Annotated in this window: 24 protein-coding genes; 7 read left to right on the top strand and 17 right to left on the bottom strand. The window is 57.2% G+C overall.

Features of this window, described 5'->3' with window-relative positions:
• Positions 1-7: 7 nt before the first annotated feature.
• Entirely contained in the window at positions 8-1,297 is a 1,290-nt protein-coding gene (gene phoR, locus ABLU88_RS24240) for a phosphate regulon sensor histidine kinase PhoR (protein WP_004848171.1), read from the bottom strand.
• A 21-nt stretch (positions 1,298-1,318) separates the two neighbouring features.
• Positions 1,319-2,008, bottom strand: a complete 690-nt coding sequence (phoB, locus tag ABLU88_RS24235) for a phosphate response regulator transcription factor PhoB (RefSeq protein ID WP_004099401.1) — start codon at positions 2,006-2,008, stop codon at positions 1,319-1,321.
• Between the two features lie 278 nt (positions 2,009-2,286).
• Here phoB and sbcD point away from each other — a divergent pair, with 278 nt between their 5' ends.
• The 3 genes from sbcD to ABLU88_RS24220 all read left to right on the top strand — a co-directional run bounded on the left by sbcD (position 2,287) and on the right by ABLU88_RS24220 (position 7,272).
• Positions 2,287-3,489, top strand: coding sequence for an exonuclease subunit SbcD (gene sbcD / locus ABLU88_RS24230; protein ID WP_014228147.1), 1,203 nt, complete (start codon positions 2,287-2,289; stop codon positions 3,487-3,489).
• On the top strand, positions 3,486-6,620 hold the full coding sequence (gene sbcC / locus ABLU88_RS24225) for an exonuclease subunit SbcC (protein ID WP_345911460.1): 3,135 nt from the start codon (positions 3,486-3,488) through the stop codon (positions 6,618-6,620). The genes sbcD and sbcC overlap by 4 nt, the downstream gene beginning before the upstream one ends.
• Positions 6,621-6,909: 289 nt before the next feature.
• A complete protein-coding gene (locus tag ABLU88_RS24220) occupies positions 6,910-7,272 on the top strand; it encodes an NUDIX hydrolase (protein WP_025107193.1) in 363 nt (120 codons plus the stop codon).
• Positions 7,273-7,319: 47 nt separating this feature from the next.
• On the opposite strand, the gene mak is transcribed toward ABLU88_RS24220, so the two are convergent.
• Complete coding sequence (gene mak / locus ABLU88_RS24215; RefSeq protein ID WP_014228144.1) at positions 7,320-8,225, bottom strand: fructokinase; 906 nt, start codon at positions 8,223-8,225, stop codon at positions 7,320-7,322.
• A gap of 90 nt (positions 8,226-8,315) precedes the next feature.
• Here mak and rdgC point away from each other — a divergent pair, with 90 nt between their 5' ends.
• On the top strand, positions 8,316-9,227 hold the full coding sequence (gene rdgC / locus ABLU88_RS24210) for a recombination-associated protein RdgC (protein WP_348838238.1): 912 nt from the start codon (positions 8,316-8,318) through the stop codon (positions 9,225-9,227).
• 42 nt (positions 9,228-9,269) lie between these two features.
• Here rdgC and ppnP read toward each other — a convergent pair whose 3' ends face one another.
• From ppnP to aroL, 4 genes are all read right to left on the bottom strand, one after another.
• Positions 9,270-9,554, bottom strand: coding sequence for a pyrimidine/purine nucleoside phosphorylase (gene ppnP, locus ABLU88_RS24205; protein ID WP_004099395.1), 285 nt, complete (start codon positions 9,552-9,554; stop codon positions 9,270-9,272).
• 87 nt (positions 9,555-9,641) lie between these two features.
• A complete protein-coding gene (locus tag ABLU88_RS24200; protein ID WP_165795123.1) occupies positions 9,642-10,322 on the bottom strand; it encodes an AroM family protein in 681 nt (226 codons plus the stop codon).
• A 252-nt stretch (positions 10,323-10,574) separates the two neighbouring features.
• Positions 10,575-10,766 carry a YaiA family protein gene (locus tag ABLU88_RS24195; RefSeq protein ID WP_004129622.1) on the bottom strand — a complete coding sequence of 64 codons (192 nt, stop codon included), beginning with the start codon at positions 10,764-10,766 and terminating at the stop codon, positions 10,575-10,577.
• Between the two features lie 71 nt (positions 10,767-10,837).
• Positions 10,838-11,365 (bottom strand): shikimate kinase AroL, encoded by a 528-nt coding sequence (aroL, locus tag ABLU88_RS24190; RefSeq protein ID WP_004848163.1) that lies wholly within the window; start codon positions 11,363-11,365, stop codon positions 10,838-10,840.
• A gap of 334 nt (positions 11,366-11,699) precedes the next feature.
• On the opposite strand from aroL, the gene ABLU88_RS24185 reads away from it, so the two are divergent.
• A complete protein-coding gene (locus ABLU88_RS24185) occupies positions 11,700-12,398 on the top strand; it encodes a DUF2076 domain-containing protein (protein ID WP_014228142.1) in 699 nt (232 codons plus the stop codon).
• Here ABLU88_RS24185 and ABLU88_RS24180 read toward each other — a convergent pair.
• A complete protein-coding gene (locus tag ABLU88_RS24180; RefSeq protein WP_009653579.1) occupies positions 12,395-12,853 on the bottom strand; it encodes a YaiI/YqxD family protein in 459 nt (152 codons plus the stop codon). The genes ABLU88_RS24185 and ABLU88_RS24180 overlap by 4 nt on opposite strands.
• Positions 12,854-12,969: 116 nt before the next feature.
• Between ABLU88_RS24180 and proC the strand changes: the two genes are divergently transcribed.
• Positions 12,970-13,779 carry a pyrroline-5-carboxylate reductase gene (gene proC / locus ABLU88_RS24175; RefSeq protein WP_004848157.1) on the top strand — a complete coding sequence of 270 codons (810 nt, stop codon included), beginning with the start codon at positions 12,970-12,972 and terminating at the stop codon, positions 13,777-13,779.
• A gap of 46 nt (positions 13,780-13,825) precedes the next feature.
• On the opposite strand, the gene psiF is transcribed toward proC, so the two are convergent.
• The 8 genes from psiF to ABLU88_RS24135 form a co-directional block, all read right to left on the bottom strand.
• A complete protein-coding gene (gene psiF, locus ABLU88_RS24170) occupies positions 13,826-14,146 on the bottom strand; it encodes a phosphate starvation-inducible protein PsiF (protein ID WP_004132478.1) in 321 nt (106 codons plus the stop codon).
• Positions 14,147-14,236: 90 nt separating this feature from the next.
• Entirely contained in the window at positions 14,237-15,658 is a 1,422-nt protein-coding gene (gene phoA / locus ABLU88_RS24165; RefSeq protein WP_172868565.1) for an alkaline phosphatase, read from the bottom strand.
• A 97-nt stretch (positions 15,659-15,755) separates the two neighbouring features.
• The gene (iraP, locus tag ABLU88_RS24160) at positions 15,756-16,016 is read right to left on the bottom strand and encodes an anti-adapter protein IraP (protein ID WP_004848155.1); all 261 of its coding nucleotides are present in this window, start codon (positions 16,014-16,016) and stop codon (positions 15,756-15,758) included.
• A gap of 227 nt (positions 16,017-16,243) precedes the next feature.
• Positions 16,244-17,236 carry a substrate-binding domain-containing protein gene (locus ABLU88_RS24155; RefSeq protein WP_014228139.1) on the bottom strand — a complete coding sequence of 331 codons (993 nt, stop codon included), beginning with the start codon at positions 17,234-17,236 and terminating at the stop codon, positions 16,244-16,246.
• A 66-nt stretch (positions 17,237-17,302) separates the two neighbouring features.
• Positions 17,303-18,589: an MFS transporter gene (locus ABLU88_RS24150; protein WP_172868559.1), complete on the bottom strand. Its 1,287-nt coding sequence runs from the start codon at positions 18,587-18,589 to the stop codon at positions 17,303-17,305.
• Positions 18,590-18,683: 94 nt separating this feature from the next.
• Complete coding sequence (idnO, locus tag ABLU88_RS24145; protein ID WP_014228137.1) at positions 18,684-19,448, bottom strand: gluconate 5-dehydrogenase; 765 nt, start codon at positions 19,446-19,448, stop codon at positions 18,684-18,686.
• A gap of 177 nt (positions 19,449-19,625) precedes the next feature.
• On the bottom strand, positions 19,626-20,825 hold the full coding sequence (locus ABLU88_RS24140) for a multidrug efflux MFS transporter (protein ID WP_014228136.1): 1,200 nt from the start codon (positions 20,823-20,825) through the stop codon (positions 19,626-19,628).
• Positions 20,826-20,994: 169 nt separating this feature from the next.
• A complete protein-coding gene (locus ABLU88_RS24135; RefSeq protein WP_014228135.1) occupies positions 20,995-21,678 on the bottom strand; it encodes an extensin family protein in 684 nt (227 codons plus the stop codon).
• A 101-nt stretch (positions 21,679-21,779) separates the two neighbouring features.
• Between ABLU88_RS24135 and ddlA the strand changes: the two genes are divergently transcribed.
• Positions 21,780-22,877, top strand: coding sequence for a D-alanine--D-alanine ligase (ddlA, locus tag ABLU88_RS24130; RefSeq protein WP_033836946.1), 1,098 nt, complete (start codon positions 21,780-21,782; stop codon positions 22,875-22,877).
• Between the two features lie 115 nt (positions 22,878-22,992).
• On the opposite strand, the gene ABLU88_RS24125 is transcribed toward ddlA, so the two are convergent.
• Complete coding sequence (locus tag ABLU88_RS24125) at positions 22,993-23,196, bottom strand: DUF2754 family protein (protein WP_004132489.1); 204 nt, start codon at positions 23,194-23,196, stop codon at positions 22,993-22,995.
• Between the last annotated feature and the right edge of the window lie 94 nt (positions 23,197-23,290).

Raw genomic sequence — 23,290 nt, 5'->3', positions numbered from 1 at the left:
CTCGGGCTCAATTTTTGGCAATTAAACGTTCCGGTAACAGGAAGCTAAAGCGGGTGCCTTTCCCCAGCGTACTCTCAATTTCGAGGCGGCTATCGTGATGGCTGACGGCGTGTTTGACGATCGCCAGCCCCAGACCGCTGCCGCCGGTCTGTCTTGAACGCGCTTTATCCACCCGGTAGAAACGCTCGGTCAGACGCGGAATATGTTCCGGCGCGATGCCCGGCCCGTTATCTTCGACGCTGAACAACGCTCCGTGCGGCGCGCGCTGCCAGCTTACGGTAATGTCCGTTCCCGGCGGCGTATGGTTGACCGCGTTATAGACCAGGTTGGAAATGGCGCTGCGCAGCTGTTCTTCATTACCCAGTACTTTCAGCGATTCATCGACCGAAAAATGCAGCACCTGCCTCTGCTGGCTTAGCGTTTGCGCCTCGCGCTCGACCACCCGCAGCATCATCGGCACATCGATTTTATCGTTCATCGCCAGTACCGGCGCGGCTTCGATTCGCGACAGCGTCAGCAGTTGCTTAACCAGGCCTTCCATGCGCTGGGTTTGTTCACGCATGGTGTGCAATGCTTTTTCGCGCGTTCCCCCTTCCAGCACCTGCTCCTGCATCATCTCCAGATACCCCTGCAGCACCGTCAACGGCGTGCGCAGTTCGTGGCTGACGTTGGCGAAAAAGTTTCGCCGCGCCCCTTCCAGCTGGTGCATCTGCGTGACATCGCGCGCCACCATCAGCAGCTGTTTATCGCTATAGGGCATCACGCGAATTTCAAGATGACGGCCGTTATTCAGCACCAGATTGAGCGGTTTGGAAAAATCGCGGTATTTCAGATAATTGGCAAATTCAGGGTAGCGCAAGAGGTTAAGGATGTTCTGCCCGTTATCGTCAGGCCAGCGCAGATTCAGGATCTGCTGGGCCAGACCGTTGCACCAGAACATCACCCCTTCTTCGGTGGTCAGCACCACCGCATCCGGCAGAGACTCCGCCCCGCTGCGAAAGCGCTTAATCAGGCTTCCCAGCTCACGGCGGCGCTTTTTATTACGCATCTGCATCTGGTGCAGTCCGTAAAGCAGCGGCTCCCAGCTGCCGCTGCCCGGCGGCGGCGTCATGCTGCGATCAACCCACAGCCACCACGACAGGCGCATCAGATTCCAGAAATGCCAGACAAGAAGACCGGTCACTGCCGCCAATAAAAACCACGGCAGGTAACCTAAAAACGCCCCGAGGATCAGGGCCGGGATACAACACAAGAAAAGCTCAAGCGCCAGCCTTTTCCATGACAGCCGTTCCAGCACGGTTCACACTCCTGTCAGCATTCAGAAACGGGCGGAGAAACGATATCCCGTACCGCGAACCGTTTGTACCATCCGGTCATGGCCGCTATGTTCCAGCGCTTTGCGCAGACGGCGAATATGCACGTCTACCGTTCTGTCTTCGACATAAACGTTGGTTCCCCAGACGTGATTCAGCAGCTGTTCGCGGCTATAGACTCGCTCCGGGTGCGTCATGAAGAAGTGGAGTAATTTAAACTCCGTAGGCCCCATATCCAGCGGATTTTCGCCGGTCATGACGCGATGCGAAGAGGGGTCGAGGCTCAGCCCCTGCATTTCAATCACCTCCTCCACCGCCATCGGCGAAATGCGCCGCATCACGGCTTTAATTCGCGCCACCAGCTCTTTCGGGGAAAACGGCTTAGTGATGTAGTCATCGGCGCCGGTCTCCAGGCCGCGGACGCGATCTTCCTCTTCGCCGCGGGCGGTCAGCATCACCACCGGAATATCGCGGGTCATCGCTTCACGCTTGAGCTGTTTAATAAACTGCAGACCCGACCCGCCCGGCAGCATCCAGTCAAGGAGGATCAAATCAGGCCAGGGTTCATTGAGCTGATTGACCGCGCTGTCAAAATCTTCCGCCTCGACGGGCTGAAAGCCGTTTTGCTCCAGAACAAAGCAAACCATTTCGCGGATTGGAGCTTCATCTTCAACGACCAGAATTCTTCTCGCCATTATTTACCCTGTATTTTTTAGCCATCAGTATAGAAGTGCGCGGCCATTATGCGTCAGATTTATGACAGATTTATGAAAAAAATGACCGCCAGATGAACGCGGATTTCGAATTGTGACACGGACTTAACTCACCCAAAAGCAGCGTTATCCCCTCAATAATTCAGGTTTCACTCCCCACAAGCACAGGTAACCAGGTGGCTGGACGTAGCCAACGCATAAGCAACTTGAAGGATGAGAGGTATATAATGCCGCTTACGCTTTTTTGCTATGGAACAACTATGCGCATCCTTCACACCTCTGACTGGCACCTTGGGCAAAATTTTTACAGCAAAAGTCGCGCCGCCGAACATCAGGCGTTTCTCGACTGGCTGCTGGCCAGCGCGCAGGAGCATGACGTCGATGCCATTATTGTTGCGGGCGATATTTTTGATACCGGCTCACCGCCGAGCTACGCGCGCGAGCTGTATAACCGCTTTGTCGTTCAGCTGCAGCAGACCCGCTGCCGGCTGGTGGTGCTGGCGGGAAACCACGATTCGGTCGCCACCCTCAACGAGTCGCGAGACATTCTCGCCTTCCTGAATACGACGGTGGTGGCCAATGCCGGCCACGCCCCTTTTATCCTGCCGCTGCGCGACGGTACGCCGGGGGCGATTTTTTGTCCGGTACCGTTCCTGCGCCCGCGTGAGCTGGTGACCAGCCAGGCCGGGCACTCTGGCGGCGAAAAGCAGCAGCTGCTGCTCAGCGCCATCAGCGACTACTACCAGCAGCAGTACCAGCTGGCCTGCGAACTGCGCGGCGACCGGGCGCTGCCGATTATCGCCAGCGGCCATTTAACCACCGTCGGCGCCAGCAAAAGCGACGCGGTTCGCGAAATCTATATCGGTACGCTGGACGCCTTCCCGGCGAGCCGTTTTCCGCCCGCCGACTATATCGCGCTCGGCCACATTCACCGGGCCCAGGTGGTCGGCGGCTGCGAACATATCCGCTACAGCGGTTCGCCCATCCCGCTGAGCTTTGACGAAACCGGGAAAAATAAGAGCGTCAATCTGGTCACTTTCGCTAACGGCTGCCTGACGGACGTCACGCCGCTTATCGTCCCCGTCACCCAGCCGCTGGCGGTCCTGAAGGGCGATTTCGCCAGCATTAGCGCACAGCTAAACCAATGGCAGAATAACGACCAGCAGCCCTCAGCGTGGCTGGATATCGAAGTCACCAGCGACGAATATATGCATGATATCCAACGTAAAATCCAGGCACAGACCGAAACGCTGCCGGTAGAAGTGCTGCTGGTGCGCCGCAGCCGCGCCCAGCGCGATCGCATTCTGGCCGGCGCTCAGCGCGAGACCCTCAGCGAACTGCAGGTGGAGGACGTCTTCGCCCGCCGTCTGGCGCTGGAAACGCTGGAAGCGACGCAGCAGCAGCGCCTGGAACAGCTCTTTAATGAAACGCTGCATAGCCTGAACGGTGAGGATCGCCTGTGAAAATACTCAGTTTACGCCTGAAAAACCTCAATTCACTCAAAGGCGAATGGAAAATTGATTTCACCGCTGAGCCCTTCGCCAGCAACGGACTGTTCGCGATTACCGGGCCAACCGGCGCCGGAAAAACCACCCTGCTGGATGCTATCTGTCTGGCGCTGTATCACGAAACCCCGCGCCTGAGCAGCGTGTCGCAATCGCAGAACGATCTGATGACCCGCGACACCGCCGAATGCCTGGCGGAAGTGGAGTTTGAGGTAAAAGGCATCGCCTACCGCGCCTTCTGGAGCCAGAACCGGGCGCGAAACCAGCCGGACGGCAACCTGCAGGTTCCGCGCGTCGAGCTGGCGCGCTGCGAGGACGGCAAGATCCTCGCCGATAAGGTCAAAGATAAGCTGGAACTGACCGCCGCGCTCACCGGCCTGGACTATGGCCGCTTCACCCGCTCGATGCTGCTGTCGCAGGGGCAGTTCGCCGCCTTCCTGAACGCGAAACCGAAAGAGCGCGCCGAGCTGCTGGAGGAGCTGACCGGCACCGAGATTTACGGCCAGATTTCGGCACAGGTCTTTGAAAAGCATAAGCAGGCCCGCGTCGAGCTGGAGAAAATTCAGGCCCAGGCCTCCGGCGTGCTGCTGCTGAGCGACGAACAGCAGCAGGCGCTCCAACAAAGTTTGCAAGCGCTTACTGATGAAGAAAAACAGCAGGTTAGCGAACAAACCCGCCTGCAAAATGCCCGTCAGTGGCTGGTACGCGGCGCAGAGCTGACGGCAGAAGATCTGCAGGTTCAAACCGCGCTACGCGAAGCGCAGGCTGCGCTGGAGCAGGCGCAACCGCAGCTTACCGTATTGCTGAATGCCCAGCCCGCGGAGCAGCTACGCCCGCAGTGGACGCGTCAACAGGAGCAAACCGCCGCGCTGGCGCAAACCCGCAATCTGAGAGAAGAAGTAAATACTCGCTTACATGAACGACTGCGGCTGCGGGCGGGGATTCGCCTCGCCGCCCGGCAGCAGTCTGAACGCCTGCAGAACCACCAGCAAACGCTCGCCGCATGGCTAAAAGAGCACGACCGCTACCAGCGATGGGGCAATGCGCTGGCGGGCTGGCGGGCCGCTTTCCAGCAGCAGGCCCGCGATACGCAGCAGCAAGCCGCTCTGCAGCAGCGTCTGGCGGAAACCAGCCGCCGGCTGGGCGAACTGCCGCCCGACGGGCTGGCGCTGGATGCTGAGCAGGTCAGCGCCGGCCTCGCGCAGCACGCCGCGGCGCGCGCTCTGCGCCAGCAGCTCGCGGCCCTGCATGGCCAGCTGCAGCCGCTGAGCCAGCGATTATCACAGCTTCATGCCGCCGGGCAGGCCAGTAAGCAGGAGCAGGAGCGGCTGGAAACCACCCTGGCCCAGCGCCGTCAGGCCTATAAAGAGAAGAATCAGCAGTTTAGCGATGTCAAAGCCCTGTGCGAAATGGAAGCGCGCATTGCCGGCCTGGAGGCCGAACGAGCCCGCCTGCAGCCCGGTTCCCCCTGTCCGCTCTGCGGTTCCGCGCAGCATCCGGCCGTCGCCGAGTATCAGGCGCTGGTTCCCGGCGTAAATCAGGCGCGGCGCGATGCGCTTGAGCGCGAAGTCAAACAGCTGGCGGAGGCCGGCGCCCTGGTGCGCGGCGAGCTGGACGCCCTGCTTAAGCAGCAGCAGAAAGAGGCCACCGAGAAAGCATCGCTTCTGCAGCAGGAGCAAGCGCTTACCTCACGCTGGCAGGCGACGATCGCCGGATTAAATATCGACCTGACGCCAAAGGATGACATTCCCGGCTGGCTAAACGCGCAGCAGGAGCATGAACAGCGGCTGTATCAGCATCAGCAGCGTCTGGCCTGGCAGGCCCAGCAGCAGGAGTGCCAGCAGCAGCTCCAGCAGCTCCAGCAGGAACAAGCGCAGCGCAGCGCCGCGCTGGCGGCTGAACTGGCCGCATTTGCGCTGAGTTTACCGGCAGCAGAGCAGGCCGCAGGCTGGCTGGCGCAGCGGGAAGACGAGACCCGCGGCTGGCAGGCCAAACAGAACGAACTGATCGCCCTGCAGGAACAGCTTCAGCAGTTGACCCCGCTGCTAGAGTCCTTGCCGGAAACGGACTTAGCGGCGGAACCCGCGCCGCTGGACGGCTGGCGCCAGGTGCACGACGACTGCCTCGCGCTTCAGAGCCAGTGGCAAACCCTGGGGCAACAGGAGAGCCAGCAGCAGGCTCAGTTGAAAGAGAGCGAAGCGCAGTTCAGCGCGGCGCTGGCCGCCAGCCCGTTCGCTGACCAGCAGGCGTTTCTCGCCGCGCTGCTCGATGAGGAGACGCGCCGGCGCCTTGAACGCCTGAAGCAGACGCTGGAAAGTACGCTACAGCAGAATCAGGCGCTGGCGATGCGGGCCCGCGAGGCGCTGGATAGCCACCGCCAGCAGCCGCCGGCGGAAACGGATATCAGCCAGCCTCTTGAACGGGTACAGGAACAGCTTCAGCAGCTGACGACGCTGCTGCGGGAAAACAGCGCCCGTCAGGGAGAGATTCGCCAGCAGCTGAAGCAGAATGCAGAAAACCAGCAGCGTCAGCAGTCGTTACGCCAGCAGATGGAACGCGCTGCGCAGGAAGTGGAAGACTGGGGATGGCTGAACGCGCTTATCGGCTCCAGAGAGGGCGATAAATTCCGTAAGTTTGCGCAAGGCCTGACGCTGGATAACCTGGTGTGGCTGGCCAACCATCAGCTCAACCGCCTGCACGGCCGCTATCTGCTGCAACGCAAAGCCAGCGACGCCCTGGAGCTGGAAGTGGTCGATACCTGGCAGGCGGACGCGGTGCGCGACACCCGGACGCTGTCCGGCGGCGAGAGCTTCCTCGTGAGCCTCGCGCTGGCGCTGGCGCTCTCCGATCTGGTGAGCCATAAAACGCGGATAGACTCGCTGTTTCTCGATGAGGGCTTCGGCACTCTGGACAGCGAAACCCTGGATACCGCGCTGGATGCGCTGGACGCGCTCAACGCCAGCGGCAAGATTATCGGCGTCATCAGCCACGTTGAGGCGATGAAAGAGCGCATTCCTGTGCAAATTAAAGTTAAAAAAATCAACGGGCTGGGCTATAGCCGTCTCGATAAAGCTTTCGCCGTCGAATAAATTTCCCCCTCCGCACCTGTCTTCAAGCCTCTCCCCCACGGGAGGGGTCGCGTTGTTGCCCGGGCTCAGAATTCACGATAAATCTTGATATCGCACGAATTTGCATGATAAGTTTAAATTCATTGCTTCAACGATGAATAACAGGCGAAATCATGCATAAAAACCGTGCTTATTATTTTAACCACATCATTTCGTGCAAAAACGTGCATTCATGACTTTTTCTGAGGGCGTGCTGCTGCCTCCGGCAGCATCGTCCCATCCCCTCTGGCCCATTAAGAAGGTCTTAACCATGAAAAGCTTACTTATTTTGATTGCCGGCCCGGTACGCAGCGGCACCCACAATCGCGCGGAACTTATCGACGCTAACCTGAACAATATGGCCCAGGTTGCGCTACGCGTTTATCAGAAAGGGCATATCCCCGTGGTCGGCGAATGGCTGGCTCTGCCCATCGCCAAAGCTGCGGGTTCAACGGAAATTGGCGATGCGATTAGCGAGGAATATCTCTACCCGGTCGCTCACCGTGTCATTAGCCGCTGCGACGCTATATTGCGCATGCCGGGCGAATCCCGGGGAGCGGATCTGGATATTGAGGAGGGTAAAAAAAGGGGGCTGCCGATTTACTACAGCCTGGAGGAGATCCCGGACCGGTAATCCGCGGGGTACCCGCTGCGCCGTTCAGGCCGCGCAGCGGTTGATGATTACAGCGGCCACAGCCAGGCCGCGCCGCGCACGCCGCTGGAGTCCCCGTGCGCCGCCCGGCGAATCGGCGTCTCGCATTCACCGCCGAATACCCATGGTTTTAGCAGATTCGGCACCGTCTGGTAGAGACGGTCAACGTTGCTCATTCCGCCGCCAAGTACAATAACGTCCGGATCGAGGATGTTAACCACGTGAGCCAACGACTTCGCCAGCCGCATCTCATAGCGGCTCAGCGCCAGCTCCGCCACCGGATCCCGCTCGCCCACGCGCTGCATAATCTCGCTGCCTTTTAGCGAATGACCGCTTAACCGCCGGTAATCGGTCGCAAAGCCGGTACCGGAGATAAAGGTTTCAATACAGCCCTGCTTGCCGCAGTAGCACGGTACTTCAGCGCGATAGCGAAGTTCATCTTCATCCATCCACGGCAGCGGGTTGTGCCCCCACTCGCCCGCCGTACCGTTGCCGCCAATATGGGCGCGTCCGTTAAGCGCCACGCCTGAACCGCAGCCGGTGCCGATAATCACCGCAAATACCGTTTGCGCCCCGGCCGCCGCGCCGTCTACCGCTTCCGACACCGCGAGGCAGTTGGCATCGTTGGCCAGACGCACTTCCCGTTGCAGACGCTGGCTAAGGTCTTTATCAAACGGCTGACCGTTGAGCCAGGTTGAGTTAGCGTTTTTGACCACGCCGGTATAGGGCGAAATCGACCCGGGGATGCCGATGCCGACCGTGCCGCTCTGCCCGGTAGCCTGCTCGGCCATCTCGACCAGCGAGGCTATCGTCTCTATCGTCTGGCGATAATCGCCCCCTGGCGTAGGCAGGCGATGACGAAATAGCTGCGCTCCCTGGTCGCTCAGCGCGATGACTTCCGTTTTGGTTCCGCCTAAATCAATGCCAATGCGCACTGTGAATTCCTCTCCCGATTAACAATGCAAGCATAGCGACAATTCGCTATCATGCCCGCTGGATTTAACGACTAAGCCGTGGAAATTATCATGCTGTGGTTCAAAAATTTAATGGTTTATCGTCTCAGCCGCGACATTTCCCTGCGCGTCGAGGAGATGGAAAAACAGCTGGCCGAGCTGACCTTTACCCCTTGCGGCAGCCAGGATATGGCCAAAACCGGTTGGGTACCGCCGATGGGATCGCACAGCGATGCGCTGACGCATACGGCAAATGGCCAGATCGTTATCTGCGCGCGTAAAGAAGAGAAGATCCTGCCGTCTCCGGTGATCAAACAGGCGCTGGAAGCAAAGATCTTCAAGCTGGAAGCCGAGCAGGGCCGTAAGCTGAAAAAAACCGAAAAAGATTCTCTGAAGGATGAAGTGCTGCATTCCCTGCTGCCGCGCGCCTTCAGCCGCTTCAGCCAGACCACGATGTGGATCGATACCGTCAACGGGTTGATCATGGTGGACTGCGCCAGCGCCAAAAAAGCTGAAGATACGCTGGCGCTGCTGCGTAAAACTCTGGGCTCGCTGCCGGTTGTTCCGCTGGCGCTGGAAACCCCGATCGAACTGACGCTGACCGAGTGGGTGCGTTCCGGTACCGTGGCTCAGGGCTTCCAGCTGCTGGATGAAGCCGAGCTGAAAGCGATGCTGGAAGACGGCGGCGTGATCCGCGCGAAAAAACAGGATCTGGTGAGCGACGAGATCGCCGTGCACATTGAAGCCGGTAAGGTCGTCACCAAGCTGGCGCTCGACTGGCAGCAGCGCATTCAGTTCTTAATGTGCGATGATGGTTCGATTAAACGCCTGAAGTTCTGCGACGAACTGCGCGATCGGAATGAAGATATCGATCGGGAAGATTTCGCCCAGCGTTTTGACGCGGACTTTATTCTGATGACCGGCGAGCTGGCCGCGCTGATTCAGAATCTGGTGGAAGGGCTAGGCGGCGAAGCGCAGCGCTAATCTCGTGAATTCCTTCCTGCCAGCGCAGGAAGGAAACGAACATTACAGGTAGCGGCACAGATAAGAGGTCGGCTCAGCCACCTGCAGATTAAACTCGCTATTCCCCGGAACGTTGAATACTTCCCCGGCGGCATAGACTTTCCACTCGGTCTCTCCCGGCAGAAGTACGTTCAGCGCGCCGCTGACTACGGTCATCTCTTCCGGCTGCGCGGTACCAAAGGTATATTCCCCTTCCGCCATCACGCCCACGCTCGCACGACCGGTGCTGCTGCTGGTGAAGCCGATAGATTTTACTTTTCCGTCAAAGTATTCATTGCTTTGAAGCATAAACTCGCCCTTATGATCTTGTGTTGAAGGCACAATATAGGGGGCGCTCCTTGCCCCTGTCACGTAAAATTAACGCGTTACATCAGGTTAAACTAATAGTTCTGCCGCCAGCCGTGAAACCAGCACATTTGACAACAGAACCGGAATATCCAGCGCCTTTTGTAATATGTCGCGATGCTGCTGGTGGTAGCAAAGGCAATCCAGCATTAATACGTCTGCGCCCTGTTCAATCAACTCCCTGCCCGCGGCGATTAACTCCTCTTTACCGCCGCTCACCGGATTGGAAATGGCGTAAAACGGAGTATTTTCTAATACCTGCCATTTATTCCGCTGCAGCGGCAAAATCTCTTCAACCGGAACAATCACCCCCACCTGATGGCCGTCGACAATCGACGCGACCAGCGGCGGAATAATTCTTTGCGGCTCAAGCAGGATCGCATTATTCGCCGTAAATCCGCTAAAGGGATGAGTGCTCATGAGTAAAATAAGGTCGTAATTTTGTTTATCGAGCATCGCAATGACGCTACGTAAATCACGCTCAACCTTCTGCCGTGAGACCTGCGCAATTTGATTATCGTTAAGCAAGGTCAATAGCATCTCATCGCCGGGCTCTATGCTGTAGTCCCGCATAACGTCTTCGCGCGTCATTTTGCCGAGCAGGCTAATGTGGGCGATCTCGTCTTCCCTGATATGTTCAGTTAAAAGCGGCAGCATCTCCGCCACGGGTACGACCCCAATGGTCAAGATTGCCATCGATGCACTACTCATATCGTTTACCTTTTCACAACCGCTGTTTCAAAACAGGCTTTTATTTACAACTTCTGCCCCCTGGTGACCCAAAGCAACCGTCGAGAAGCGTAGCAGGTTACGGCTGATATGGAATGTAAAGATTCCAGAAGCGTCAAAAACGCTCCTGAAAATCCGTACCTTAGGTAATCATTAGTACCGTTAATAGATTAAAAATGTGATACATGTCCGGTAGCGATCTTTTCAGAACGAATCCCGGACATTTAAGAGGAATTAAGACTTATCAGGATCTTCGTAACGCCGTTTGGCGTCCAGCGCTTCCTGTTCTGTAGGATGTTCGCTGATGAGTGAGTTTGGCGTCGGGTGATCGGCGCGCAGTTCATACCAGGTGACCGTCTGGCCCTGCGGGCCCTTTTCAACGGCGACAACACGCGCTTCCCTTGGATATGGAGGTCTGGTCGGCATAGCGTTTCCTTTTTTTACCTTAAGAGCTTTAAAGTATAGGCGCTGCCGATCCGTTTACCCCAGGCAAAGTCTTAACTGGTATAGGTCTCGCCGCAGACGGTGGTCATAATCTGTTCCACGACCTCATCCGGCGTGGCGGTCGCATTAATAATATGATGAGCGGCCGCGCGATACAGCGCTTCCCTCTGCGCCAGCACCTCACCCACTTCATCGCGGATGGGCTTTCCGGTCAGCGTCGGGCGCTGTTCCGCCTTCGGATAGGCTTCAAGGCGGTCAATCAGCGCGGAAACCGAGGCCTCGAGATAGATAACGATGCCATTTTCCCGCATAAACTGTCGGTTGTATTCGCTGAGGATAATGCCGCCGCCGGTGGCGATGATCGTCGCGGGTTGAGCGACGCGTTCTAAAGCCTGCGTTTCCAGCGCACGAAAGCGTTCCCAGCCTTCCTGCTGGACGATAGCCGCTACCGTGCGCTGCTCATGCTCCTGCAGCTCATGGTCCGTGTCGGCGAACTTAAAGCTGCGAGCTTTCGCCAGCGCGTGTCCGATGGTCGTTTTACCGCAGCCGCGAGGCCCGACAAGAAATATTAGCTGTGTCATTACCGAAGACCCCTTGGTTCCGCATTTTGCGGATAAATGAAAGCGAAAAGAGAAACAATGGTACCGCAAACTTACCCAACGCAAATCGTAAAATAAACGTTACACACCATCTACAAACCCTTTCACCTTAGTATTAGAAAGGACATTTAATGTAAACTTATCATTGCATTTGGTGTTATGCCAGCTTTACTTTTGTACAGAAGTTATTTTTTGTTCGCAGTCTGGCGTAAACAGTAACACATTTCTGCACAGCTTTACGCTGCCGCATATTTACAAGATGCGTGCTTCGGAGCGAATCTGAAGCTAATCAATCAGTATGACAGAGGTATGTAGTATGCAATCTGAAGAGCAACGCCTTATCGATGGACTGTTTTCCCGATTAAAAGAGGCCGAGAGCCACAGCGCATCACGGGATGCCAGCGCTGAGGAGCGGATTGCCGGGCACATTAAAGAGCAGCCGTTCGCCCCTTACTATATGGCGCAAACGATTTTGATTCAGGAAGCGGCGATCAAACAGCTCAACGACCGCATTCAGGCGCTGGAGAGCCAGGTGACCCAGCTTCAGGCCGCGAAGCCGAGCAGCGGCGGGTTTCTCTCAGGCCTGTTTGGCGGCGGTCAGTCGCGCGGTTCCGACCCGATTCCTGGCGCCGAGCAGTATGGCCGACCGCAGGCCGGCGCCCAGCCTCAGTATGCTCCGCAGGCGCAGCAGCAGAACTACGCCCCTCAGGCGTCGCGCAGCGGCGGCGGTTTTATGGCCGGCGCGCTGCAAACGGCGGCAGGCGTCGCGGGCGGCGTGGTACTGGGAAACATGTTGACCAATATGTTTAGCGGCTCGCATCCGCAGGAGATCGTCAATATCATCGAAGAGAAACCGCAGCCGGATCTCAGCCAGGCGCAGGACAATAGCGTCGCTGACGATACCTTCCGCCAGGATGACGGGCAGTTCCTCGCCGACAACAACGATTATGACGCCGACTTTGACGCCGGTTTCGGCAATGATGATTTCGGCAGCGACGACGACAGCTGGGTTTAACCCTGCTGGCGCTTAACGTCTAACAGCCATTTCTCCAGCGCGGCGGCAAACTGCTGCCGATCGCGCTGGGATAAGCTATCCGGGCCGCCGGTCTGCACGCCGCTGGCCCGCATCGTTTCCATAAAGTCGCGCATCGTCAGGCGTTCGCGAATGGTCGCCTCGCTGTAGCGTTCACCGCGTGGATTCAGCGCCGCCCCGCCTTTCTCCAGCACTTCCGCCGCCAGCGGGATATCGGCGGTAATCACCAGATCTCCCGGCTCGCATAAACGTACGATTTCGTTATCCGCCACGTCAAACCCCTGCGCCACGCGCAGCGTGCGGATAAAGCGCGACGGCGGGACGCGCAGAGGCTGGTTAGCAACCAGCGTCAGCGAGATTTGCGCGCGCTCGGCGGCGCGGAACAAAATATCTTTAATGACGTTCGGACACGCGTCCGCATCAACCCAAATAGCCATTGCGGCTCCTGTCGATGAAAAAGAGATGCCGTATTGTCGCCTGCTTTTGCCTTCCGCGAAAGCAACAAGATGTTAAGCTATATCGCTAACGATAAAACAAACAAAGGGGATTGGTGATGGAGAAGAAAATCGGCTTTATCGGCTGCGGCAACATGGGCAAGGCCATCCTGGGCGGCCTGATCGCCAGCGGGCAGGTGCAGCCGGGTCAAATCTGGGTCTATACCCCGTCGCCGGATAAAGTGGCGGCCCTGCACGACCAATACGGCATTAATGCGGCGCAAAGCGCGCAGGAAGTGGCTCAGGTGGCGGATATCGTTTTTGGCGCCGTAAAGCCGGGCGTGATGGTAAAAGTGCTCAGCGACGTCGCCTCCAGCCTGAATAAAGACTCTCTGGTGGTTTCTATCGCCGCGGGCGTGACGCTCGACCAGCTGGCGCGCGCCTTAGGCCATGACCGCAAAATAGTCCGCGCGATGCCCAACACGCCTTCGCTGGTCAACGCGGGGATGACGTCGGTCACGCCGAATGCGCTGGTCAGCGCCGAAGAAACCGCGGAGATCCTGACCATATTCCGCTGCTTTGGTCAGGCGGAAATCATTGCTGAGCCGATGATTCATCCGGTGGTCGGCGTCAGCGGCTCCGCGCCGGCTTACGTCTTTATGTTTATCGAAGCGATGGCCGACGCCGCTGTGCTTGGCGGAATGCCCCGCGCGCAGGCTTATAAATTCGCGGCGCAGGCGGTGATGGGCTCGGCCAAAATGGTACTCGAAAGCGGCGAGCATCCGGGAACGCTGAAGGATATGGTGTGTTCACCCGGCGGCACCACCATCGAAGCCGTGCGCGTGCTGGAAGAGAAAGGCTTCCGTTCCGCCGTCATCGAAGCGATGGTGAAATGCATGGAGAAATCAGAGAAGCTGAGCCGTTCCTGATTGCAATAGCGAATAGCGGGTGAGGTTTCCCTCACCCGCCCATTTCTTACACCTGTTTTTTCAGGCAGGCGCTCATAAATTTGCTGCGATCGTCCCCTTTCAGGGACTGCTGGGTCGCCTGAGCGTTACACTCGCGCATTTTCTGCTGCTGAGGCGTTAGCCCCTTACCGTCCTGCGCGGCGCCATCTTTCTTCAGGCAGCTACTCATAAACGTTTTACGCTCATCCCCTTTCAGCGACTTCGATGACGCTTCTTTATTGCAGACGCTCATCTTTTGCTGCTGAGGGGTCAACTCTTTTTCCGCGGCACTCACCGCTGTCATAAATACCAGGCCAAAAAGTAGGGTCACAAGTAATGTTATCTTCATCGCACCATCCTCTATGAGTGGATCTCTGTAAGTCTGGTCGCTGATGGAGAAAAAACCAGCCGGTAACGAAAATTCATCACCGGCGCCCGGTTATTTCAGATTAAGTGCGGCTTTCATGGTGTAGAACAGGTCCGTCTGGTCGGTTAAACCCACCACGTTGGCCGCGTGCGGGCCGTAGGCGGCAATACGCAGCTGGGTGCCGGTATGTTCCATCGACTCTTCTTCAGAGTTGCCGTAGCTCATCACCATCACCGAACCATCTTTGGTGTTCAGCGCCTGCGTCAGGCCCGGCGCTTTGGTATCTGCCGGGATAATCTGGCTGGCGTGAGCGTGGTCGGCGGTGACGATAACCAGGGTATTGCCCTCTTTTTTGGCAAATTCCAGCGCCTTCTGTACCGCTTCGTCCAGATCGACGGTCTCGCCAATCTGACCGCACGGATTCGCCGCGTGATCCTGTTTATCGATAGAAGCACCTTCCACCTGCAGGAAGAACCCCTTCTCATTGCTGCTCAGCAGATCGATGGCTTTTTCGGTCATCTGCGCCAGCGTCGGCACCGATGCATCGCGTTTCGGGTTCGGCGTACAGGTCACCGCCGCCTTATCGATATTGCCGTGATAAGACGCCTTTGGGCCTTCCCAACGCACCGGCATATTGCCTTCCGCGAAGAGACCGAGCAGCGGTTTGTCCTGATTGGCCTGGCTAATGGCGGCCAGCGAGCTGGCGTCGGTGACGATCTGGTAGCCGCGGGCTACCGCCTGATCGTGCAGCGTTTTGCCCTGCCATTCACCGGCCGTCGCGCTTTCCGCGAAGGTTTTCGCGCCGCCGCCCAGTGTTACGTCGGGACGGGCGTTCAGCAGCTGTTCGGTAATCGAACCTTTACCGCCCTTTTCCAGCGCGTTGCTGGCGCATTTTTCGCTGGTCACGCTCGGGCCGTAGCATTTACGCGACGTCACATGCGCCACCAGCGCAGCGGGAGTGGCGTCCTGCAATTCCGCCGTGGAGACGTTACCGGTAGCTAAGCCCGCCGCTTTCGCCAGCTCAAGGATGGTCTGATGATCTTTTTCATGGATATCCACGCCCAGCGCGCCGTTATAGCTTTTCACGCCGGTGGTCCAGGCCGTTGCGGAAGCGGCGGAGTCGGTGACATAATCCGGCTTGCCGGTTTTCTTATCCAGAGAATAATGGGTGTACTGGCCGGTCAGCGGCAGCGCGTCAATGCCTTTAAAGAAGCCGCCCGCCCCTTCTGCATAATTTCGCGCGGCGGTGATTTCAGAATCGCCCATTCCGTCGCCAATCAGCAAAATAATATTTTTAGCCGGTTTATTGATTAACGAAGCGCGCAGCGCCTCGGTCTGGTCACCGCTTAAACGACGCGCGCCGCCCGGCGTGGTGATATCGCCCTGCGCGGCACGATTTTCCAGAACCGGTGCGGTTGTTGTTTCTGCGTGAATAATCGGGGAGCCCAGCAGAGGCAGCAGGGCAATAAACAGGGCGCTTAATTTCACTTTTATCGTCTCCGTGTAAAAAATACTTTAAAAAACAAAACGAGGGAGACTGTATAAAAGCGATGTGACAGTAAAATGACAGCATCCATACCCTGTCACAAAACTAGCTACGAGGATGCCGTAACAGCTTCTTTATATATTGCTGCAGGAGCTGGGTATCGCGGTCATCCACCAGCGGGCCGGGGCTGGCCTCATCGATGGCCTGCTCAATATCGGTGATGAGCGCCTGCTGGGCGTCCTGCTCCATGTGACGTAGCAGAGCGGTCACCACCACTTCCAGCGCCTCAACCTGGGCCGTCAGCTCCTTCGATTCTTCTTCCTTTTGGGCGAGTTTTACCAGTAGCTCAGCAATGAGATTCTTCACAGCACTTTATCCTTATGCGAGGTCCGTAGTCTGCTATTTATGTCATACATTAGCCGTCGGTTGCCACTATTATTTTTTAAAAAAGTTCGCCACGCCGGTGAATAACAAGCGAAACGTTTTGCTCTTTGCATGCCACCCGCCAGGAATTTACTCAATGCGGATTAATAAGCATCATAACCAACTTTAACAAATAAGAATAAAATGGAATATCGCTATTCTATCGATAACTATAACGTATCGCCATAATATATCTGGTAGGCCAGATTCACGCTGTCCGGCGCGTCTTTACCGGTCAGGCGCGCAATAAGTATTTCGCTCGCCGTTTTACCGATTTCATAACGTGGGGTAATGACGCTGGCTATTTTTTGCAGCCGCGCACGGCCAATTTCCAGCCCGTGAAAACCGGCGATGGCGATCTCCTGCGGAACGGCTTTCCCCTGCGCCTGGCACTCGAGCAGCACCCCCACCGCCAGATCGTCGTTGGTACAAAAAATGGCGTCAATATCCGGGCGCGTCTTCTGCATCTGCAGGAACATCTGCCGGCCAAGCGCAACCGAGGAGATGGTCCGCGGCGCCATGTGATACGCCTTCAGGCCGTGCTCCGCCAGCGCCAGCTCGGTGCCGCGGAAGCGGCTTAAATCGCGGGGATCGTCCATTGAACCAAAAAAGGCGATCGCCCGTTTGCCGCTCTCAAGAAAAGCATGAGTCATATCCCACGCCGCCTTTTCGTTATCGAACCCCACCTGGATATCCAGCTGCTGGCCGCCGTAGTCCATCAGTTCAGCGACGGGGATACCGCTGGCGCGCACGTACTGCACCATGCGATCGCTGTGCTGCTTCCCGGTCAAAATCAGCCCATCGATATTATAAGAGAGCAGATTGAGCACTTCGCGCTCTTCGCGCTGCGGGTCATATTCGTAGTTGGCAATCAGGGTCTGATACTGGTGCGCGGAGGTCACCGACTCAATGCCGGCCAGCACATCGGCAAAAATCTGGTTGCGGAAGGAGGGAATAAGCACGCCAATCGTTTTACTCCGGGCGTTAAGCAGGATTTCCGGGGCGCGGTTAGGGATATAGTTGTTCTCTTCCATGACCTTTGAAATCAGCTCACGGCTGCGCTCAGAAACCTGGCCGGGGTCACGTAAATAACGGCTGACCGTCATTTTATTCAGCCCCGCCAGGTTGGCGATATCCTGCAATGTCATCCGGTTGTTTTTCATCAGGTTCTCTACGACAAGCGACTTTTATGCTCGCAGAGAACCTTACCACACCAGCGGCGGTTTATGTTAGCCGGCAACCTTTTTTGCCGTCACCGGGGAGACGGGTTGCGGGTTAGCGCGCACGTTGTACATCAGCACGACGGAGGACAGCAGCGCGACAGCCATAAAGGTATAGGAAACCCCCGGCCCGCCGGTAATCCCGTTGAGGTACCCCACCAGCCACGCGCCGAGGAAAGCGCCGAGCGCGCCAAAGCTGTTGATTAAGCCCATCGATACGCCGGAAACGTTGCGCGGCAGCAGTTCAGGAATAAGCGCGAAGAACGGCCCATACGGCGCATACATGCAGGCCGCGGCAATGACCAGTAGCGCATAGGAGAGCCAGAACGCCTGGTTGCCCACCAGCCAGGAGCCAAAGAAAGCGATAGCGGCAATCAGCAATAACGGCCAAATAAACAGTTTACGATTCTGGCACTTATCCGACAGCCAGGAGACCGTCAGCATCAGCATAATTGCCGCCAGGTACGGCACCGCCGCCAGCCAGCCCACCGCCACGATATCCATCTGCGCGGCGTTCTTCAGAATCGACGGCATCCACATCATGAAGCCGTACACGCCGATGCTCCACAGCGCGTGCACGGCGCAGAGCATGATCACATTGCGCGAGCGCAGCGCTTCACCGTAGTTGCGCACCGGCTTGATATGACTCTGCTCGCTGTCCATCACCTTCTGCAGGGTCTCTTTTTCCTGCTCGTTCAGCCAGGAAACCTCGGATGGTTTATCGCGCACCAGTATCCACCAGCATACCGCCCACAGTACCGCCGGAATGCCTTCGATGATAAACATTTCGCGCCAGCCCCACGCCTGAATCAGGTAGCCGGAAACGATGGACATCCACAGCACCGTTACCGGGTTTCCGAGGATCAGGAACGTGTTGGCGCGCGAACGCTCGGTTTTAGTAAACCAGTTGCTGATATAAATCAGCATCGCCGGCATCACCGCCGCCTCAACCACGCCAAGGGTAAAGCGAATCGCCATCAGCATCGGAATATTGCTGACGAACCCGGTCGCCGCCGCGCAGAATCCCCATAAAATCAGGCTAAAGAAAATCATTTTTCGCACGCTGCGTTTTACCGCATATATCGCGCCGGGTACCTGGAAAAAGAAATAGCCGAGAAAAAATAGCGCGCCAATAAGCGATGCCGTTCCTTTGGTAATACCCAAATCGCTTTCAATTCCCGCAGCAGCGGCAAAACCATAATTCGCACGGTCAAGGTAGGCCAGACTATAGGTAATAAATATAATCGGCATTAAATACCACCAGCGACGCGCGGGTAATTTCGCGAGCATGTGCATAAGCACTCCTCAGATATCAATATCATCACACGGGTTTAATACTCTGTCCTTCAGGTAGTGCGGGCACGCTGCTGCCCGAAGGACGCGAAGTGATTCAGACAGCGGCAAGCATTCCGCCGTCCACAAACAGCAAATGACCGTTAACAAAGTTTGCCGCCGACGAGGCCAGATATACCGCGGCACCAATCAGTTCTTCCGGTTTTCCCCAGCGCGCCGCCGGGGTACGCTGGTACAGCCAGGCGGAAAACGCCTCATCGTTGACCAGGGCGGCCGTCATGTCGGTGGCAAAATATCCCGGCGCGATACCGTTAACCTGAATATTATATTCGGCCAGCTCAACGCACATGCCGCGAGTCAGCATTTTAACCGCCCCTTTCGAGGCCGCATAAGGCGTAATGGTTTTACGCCCCAGCTCGCTCTGCATTGAGCAAATATTAATTATTTTCCCCGCGCGGCGGCCCATCATATATTTCGCCACCTGCTGTGAAACCAGGAAAACGCCCTTCTGATTGACCTCAATAACGTTATCCCACTCCTCCTCCGGAAATTCGGTAAAAGGGAAACGCCGCTGGATTCCGGCGTTATTAATTAAAATATCAATGGCGCCGATCTCCTCTTCGATGCGGGCTATCGCCTGCTCGACCTGCGCCGCCCGGGTGACATCAAAGGCGACCCCTACCGCATGAAAACCCTGCGCCACCAGCGCCTGCGCCGCCTGGTCCGCGCGCGCCTGGGTGCGGTCGTTGATGATGATCTCCGCGCCGTACTCCGCCAGGCCGCCGGCCAGCAGATGGCCAATCCCCTGAGCGGATCCGGTGATCAGCGCGCGCTTCCCTGACAAATCAAATAAATTTCGCATAAAACCTCTTTTTCAATAACTGTTACGCGTAACTGTATACGCGTAACAGTCAGGAATAGAAGAGGATGAGAGGGGAAAATGATCGTTTTGTGATCGGTGATACATTTAAAGCTTAAGGAACACCGAGGCCGCTACTGACGCTGTCGCATCCATCGCGGCCGAGGAGAAAGAGCGGAATTAAGCCGCAGGACGGCGGCTGCGGCGCAGCATAATGGCCAGCTGCCAGATATTGATCAGGACAATAACCGCCGTCGCGATAAACACCCAGCGGAAGCCGGCCATGGCCGAGACCGACGCGCCGATCAGCGGCCCGGCCACGTTGCCAAGATACATAAACGACTGGTTATAGCCGAAAATACGCCCGGTGACGCTGTCGCTGCAGTATTTGAGCAGAAGCGTTTGCACCGCCGGCAGCATCGCCCCATCGGCAAAACCGAGCAGGAAACGCAGGACGCCAAGCTGGAATGGGGTGGTAACGAACGACATGGCAAAGAACATCACCACCGCGCAGCACAGCGTCGCCAGCAGGATCCGCGAGGTGCCGATCCTGTCGCCCAGTTTCCCCAGACGGGGAGCCGAAATCAGCGCCGACACGCCCGGCACGGCGGCGATCATGCCGGCGAGAAAGGCGATGTTATTGCTATCCGGCGCCATCGACTTGATAAACAGCGCCAGAATCGGGCCGATTGAGCCGTTGCAAAGTTGGATCACCAGAGTGGTGAAAAACAGGCTGATCACCAGTCCCGGATAGGGCAGCGAGGCAAATACCGCCTTGCCGCTCAGCCGCTCCGCCCTCGTGACCTGCGGCCGGGCGCCCTCTTTAATCAGAAACAGCGTCACCAGGAAGCTTACGGTCAGCAAAATCGCGGTGATGATAAATACGGCGCGCAAACCGACGTGGTCGGCCAGGAAACCGCCGAGCAGCGGCCCGCCAATCACGCCGCTGATCTGCGCCGTCGACAGCGTGCTCAGCGCCCAGCCGCTACGCTCGCGCGGAACCTGAGACGCCACCAGCGCCATGGCGTTGGGAATATAGCCGGAAGTCAGTCCCATCACCGCGCGCAGGATAAACAGCTGCCAGACGTTGGTGGCGAACGCCTGAAGTAAAATGGCGATGGCCATCCCCAGCGAGGCGCGCAGCAGCATCAGCTTGCGCCCTTTGCGGTCGGCGAGGCTCCCCCACATCGGCGAGACAATCGCCGACACCAGAAAAGTGACGCTAAACGTCAGGCCCGACCACATGGATAACGCTTCATGCGAGGTCACGCCCAGTTGGGAAACGTACAGCGGCAAAAAGGGAAGAATTTGGCTGATGGCCAGGCCGGTAAAAAAACAGCCAAACCAGACGGAGATAAGATTAACCTTCCAGGATTCCATAACTACGCGTATTCATTAATTTTTTGGCAATTATTAACTAGCTTAGCAATTTCCCCTGTCCGACGTACTACCAGAGATGCGCTGACGGCGAGTTTAGTGTTTTATGACACCAGATTGCCCTATTGCGAATAATTTCATGGTGAAAAGCGTGGTATACAGCGAGTTATGCTCAGAAACAGAACCCCTGGCCGCGCATACCGAGGTGAAAATGGTTCGCATGGGCCGCGTTATAGTCCGGCCCTAAAGCGTTGCCGTAATAGCTGCAACCGCCGGCCAGTAACGCCTGTAGCCAGGGGTGATACTGCGCATCGGGCCACCCTTTCAGCACGCTGATGCGTCGGCCATCGGCCAAACGAAAGCCGCTGATATCCAGCGCCTCCGCGGTAGCGTGCTCGCTGCGCCGCGCGTTCTGACGATGGTAAATATTACGGCAGGCATAGCTGCCAAAATGGTCGACCTGGCGGAGCTCTTGCCCCAGCATCCGCCGAGTCAGCGGTTTCGCCTGCTGTTGCAGATACAGCGCGCTGCTTAACGCCAGCGGGCAGCTGGCGAGGAAGCTGCTGCTAAGCTTTACCGCGCCAAAATCGCGTACCCGAACCACGTTTTGCAGGGGGCACTCTCCCCCGCTATCGGCCACCGCCCGGCTGGTGATGAGATTTCGCTGATTCGCTTCCTTCAGCAGGTTGGCGCACTGTCCGGGCGTCAATCGCCGCAGCTTATAGTGGGTGATGAACCCCGGCGGATCCTCCAGACGCAGCGGCGCCAGCGGGTTATAGTGCGCGGGAAGATAACGATAGCCGTAATATCCGGCCGCCAGCAGCGCCAACAGAACGATAAGCCCTTTTCCTTTCACGCGCTGCCTCCCAATGCTTTACCCGGTGAATATTATGGCAGCCAGGCGGCCGTTTCACATGCTATGTTATGCCCTTTGATGTAATCATGATGGAAGTTGAAATGGCTAAGATGAGGGTTGGGATCGTTTTCGGCGGTAAGTCGGCAGAACATGAAGTATCGCTACAGTCAGCGAAAAATATCGTGGAAGCCATCGACAAAACGCGCTTCGACGTCGTTTTGCTGGGGATTGATAAGCAGGGGCAGTGGCATATCAACGACGCCAGCAACTATCTGCTCAATCCGCAGGACCCCGCCCATATTGCCCTGCGCCCATCCGATATTACCCTGGCGCAAATTCCCGGACGCGAAGCGCAGCAGCTGATTAACGCCGATAGCGGCCAGCCGCTGGCGGCCATCGACGTCATTTTCCCGATTGTTCACGGCACCCTTGGGGAAGATGGTTCTCTGCAGGGTATGCTGCGGATGGCTAACCTGCCCTTCGTCGGCTCCGACGTCCTCGGCTCCGCCGCCTGCATGGACAAAGACGTGACCAAGCGTCTGCTGCGCGATGCCGGGCTGTCGATTGCGCCTTTTATTACCCTGACCCGCGCCAACCGTCATCAGGTGAGCTTTGCCGAAGTGCAGGCGAAGCTGGGCATGCCGCTGTTCGTCAAACCGGCGAACCAGGGCTCCTCGGTGGGCGTCAGCAAGGTCAACAGCGAAGAGCAGTATCAGCAGGCCGTCGCCCTGGCCTTCGAATTTGACCATAAAGTGGTGGTTGAACAGGGGATTAAAGGGCGTGAGATCGAGTGCGCGGTATTGGGCAACGATAATCCCCAGGCCAGCACCTGCGGTGAAATCGTCCTCAACAGCGAATTCTACGCCTATGACACCAAGTACATTGACGATCAGGGCGCGAAGGTGGTGGTTCCGGCGGCCATCGACAGCGATGTAAACGATAAAATTCGCGATATCGCCGTTCGCGCCTATCAGACCCTCGGCTGCTGCGGGATGGCGCGCGTCGATGTGTTCCTGACCGCCGATAACGACGTGGTGATTAACGAAATCAATACGCTGCCGGGCTTCACCAACATCAGCATGTATCCGAAGCTATGGCAGGCCAGCGGTCTGGACTATACCAGCCTGATTAGCCGCCTGATTGAGCTGGCGCTTGAGCGTCACGCCGCCGATCGGGCGCTGAAAACATCGATGAATTAAGCCCGGGTAAGCGTTTAGGCCGCGACCCGGGGAGTGCGCCGGGGTTGATGTATCAGCCCGGAATCTTCCCGGCTCGCGCTGCGCTTAGCCGGGCTACGGGTTCACCACCTCCGGTTCACGCTTCCTCTGCCGGGCGGCGGCGAATAATAAACCCGGCAATCCAGAAGCTAATGACCCACGTCACCAGCCCAACCGCGTAAGAACGCCAGCCTTCGGTTTCATACCCGAGCAGCCCGACCACGCCATTCATAATAAAAATTAACCCCAGCGCTACCGCGTAGTAGTGCCAATCTCGGCGGATTTTTTCCGTGAGTTTCATAACCACTCCGACAACAAAAAAAGCATCTTCGCATAGCCGCCACCGCGGGTCTGTAGCGGCGTTGAGAATTGTCGCACATTGCGATATCGGTCTA

The sequence above is a fragment of the Klebsiella sp. GW_Kp182 genome, from assembly GCF_040062275.1.
In the GTDB taxonomy this organism is placed as follows: Bacteria; Pseudomonadota; Gammaproteobacteria; order Enterobacterales; family Enterobacteriaceae; genus Klebsiella; species Klebsiella michiganensis.
The sequence above is the reverse complement of the archived record's forward strand: the minus strand, read 5'-3'. Positions and strand labels throughout refer to the sequence as shown.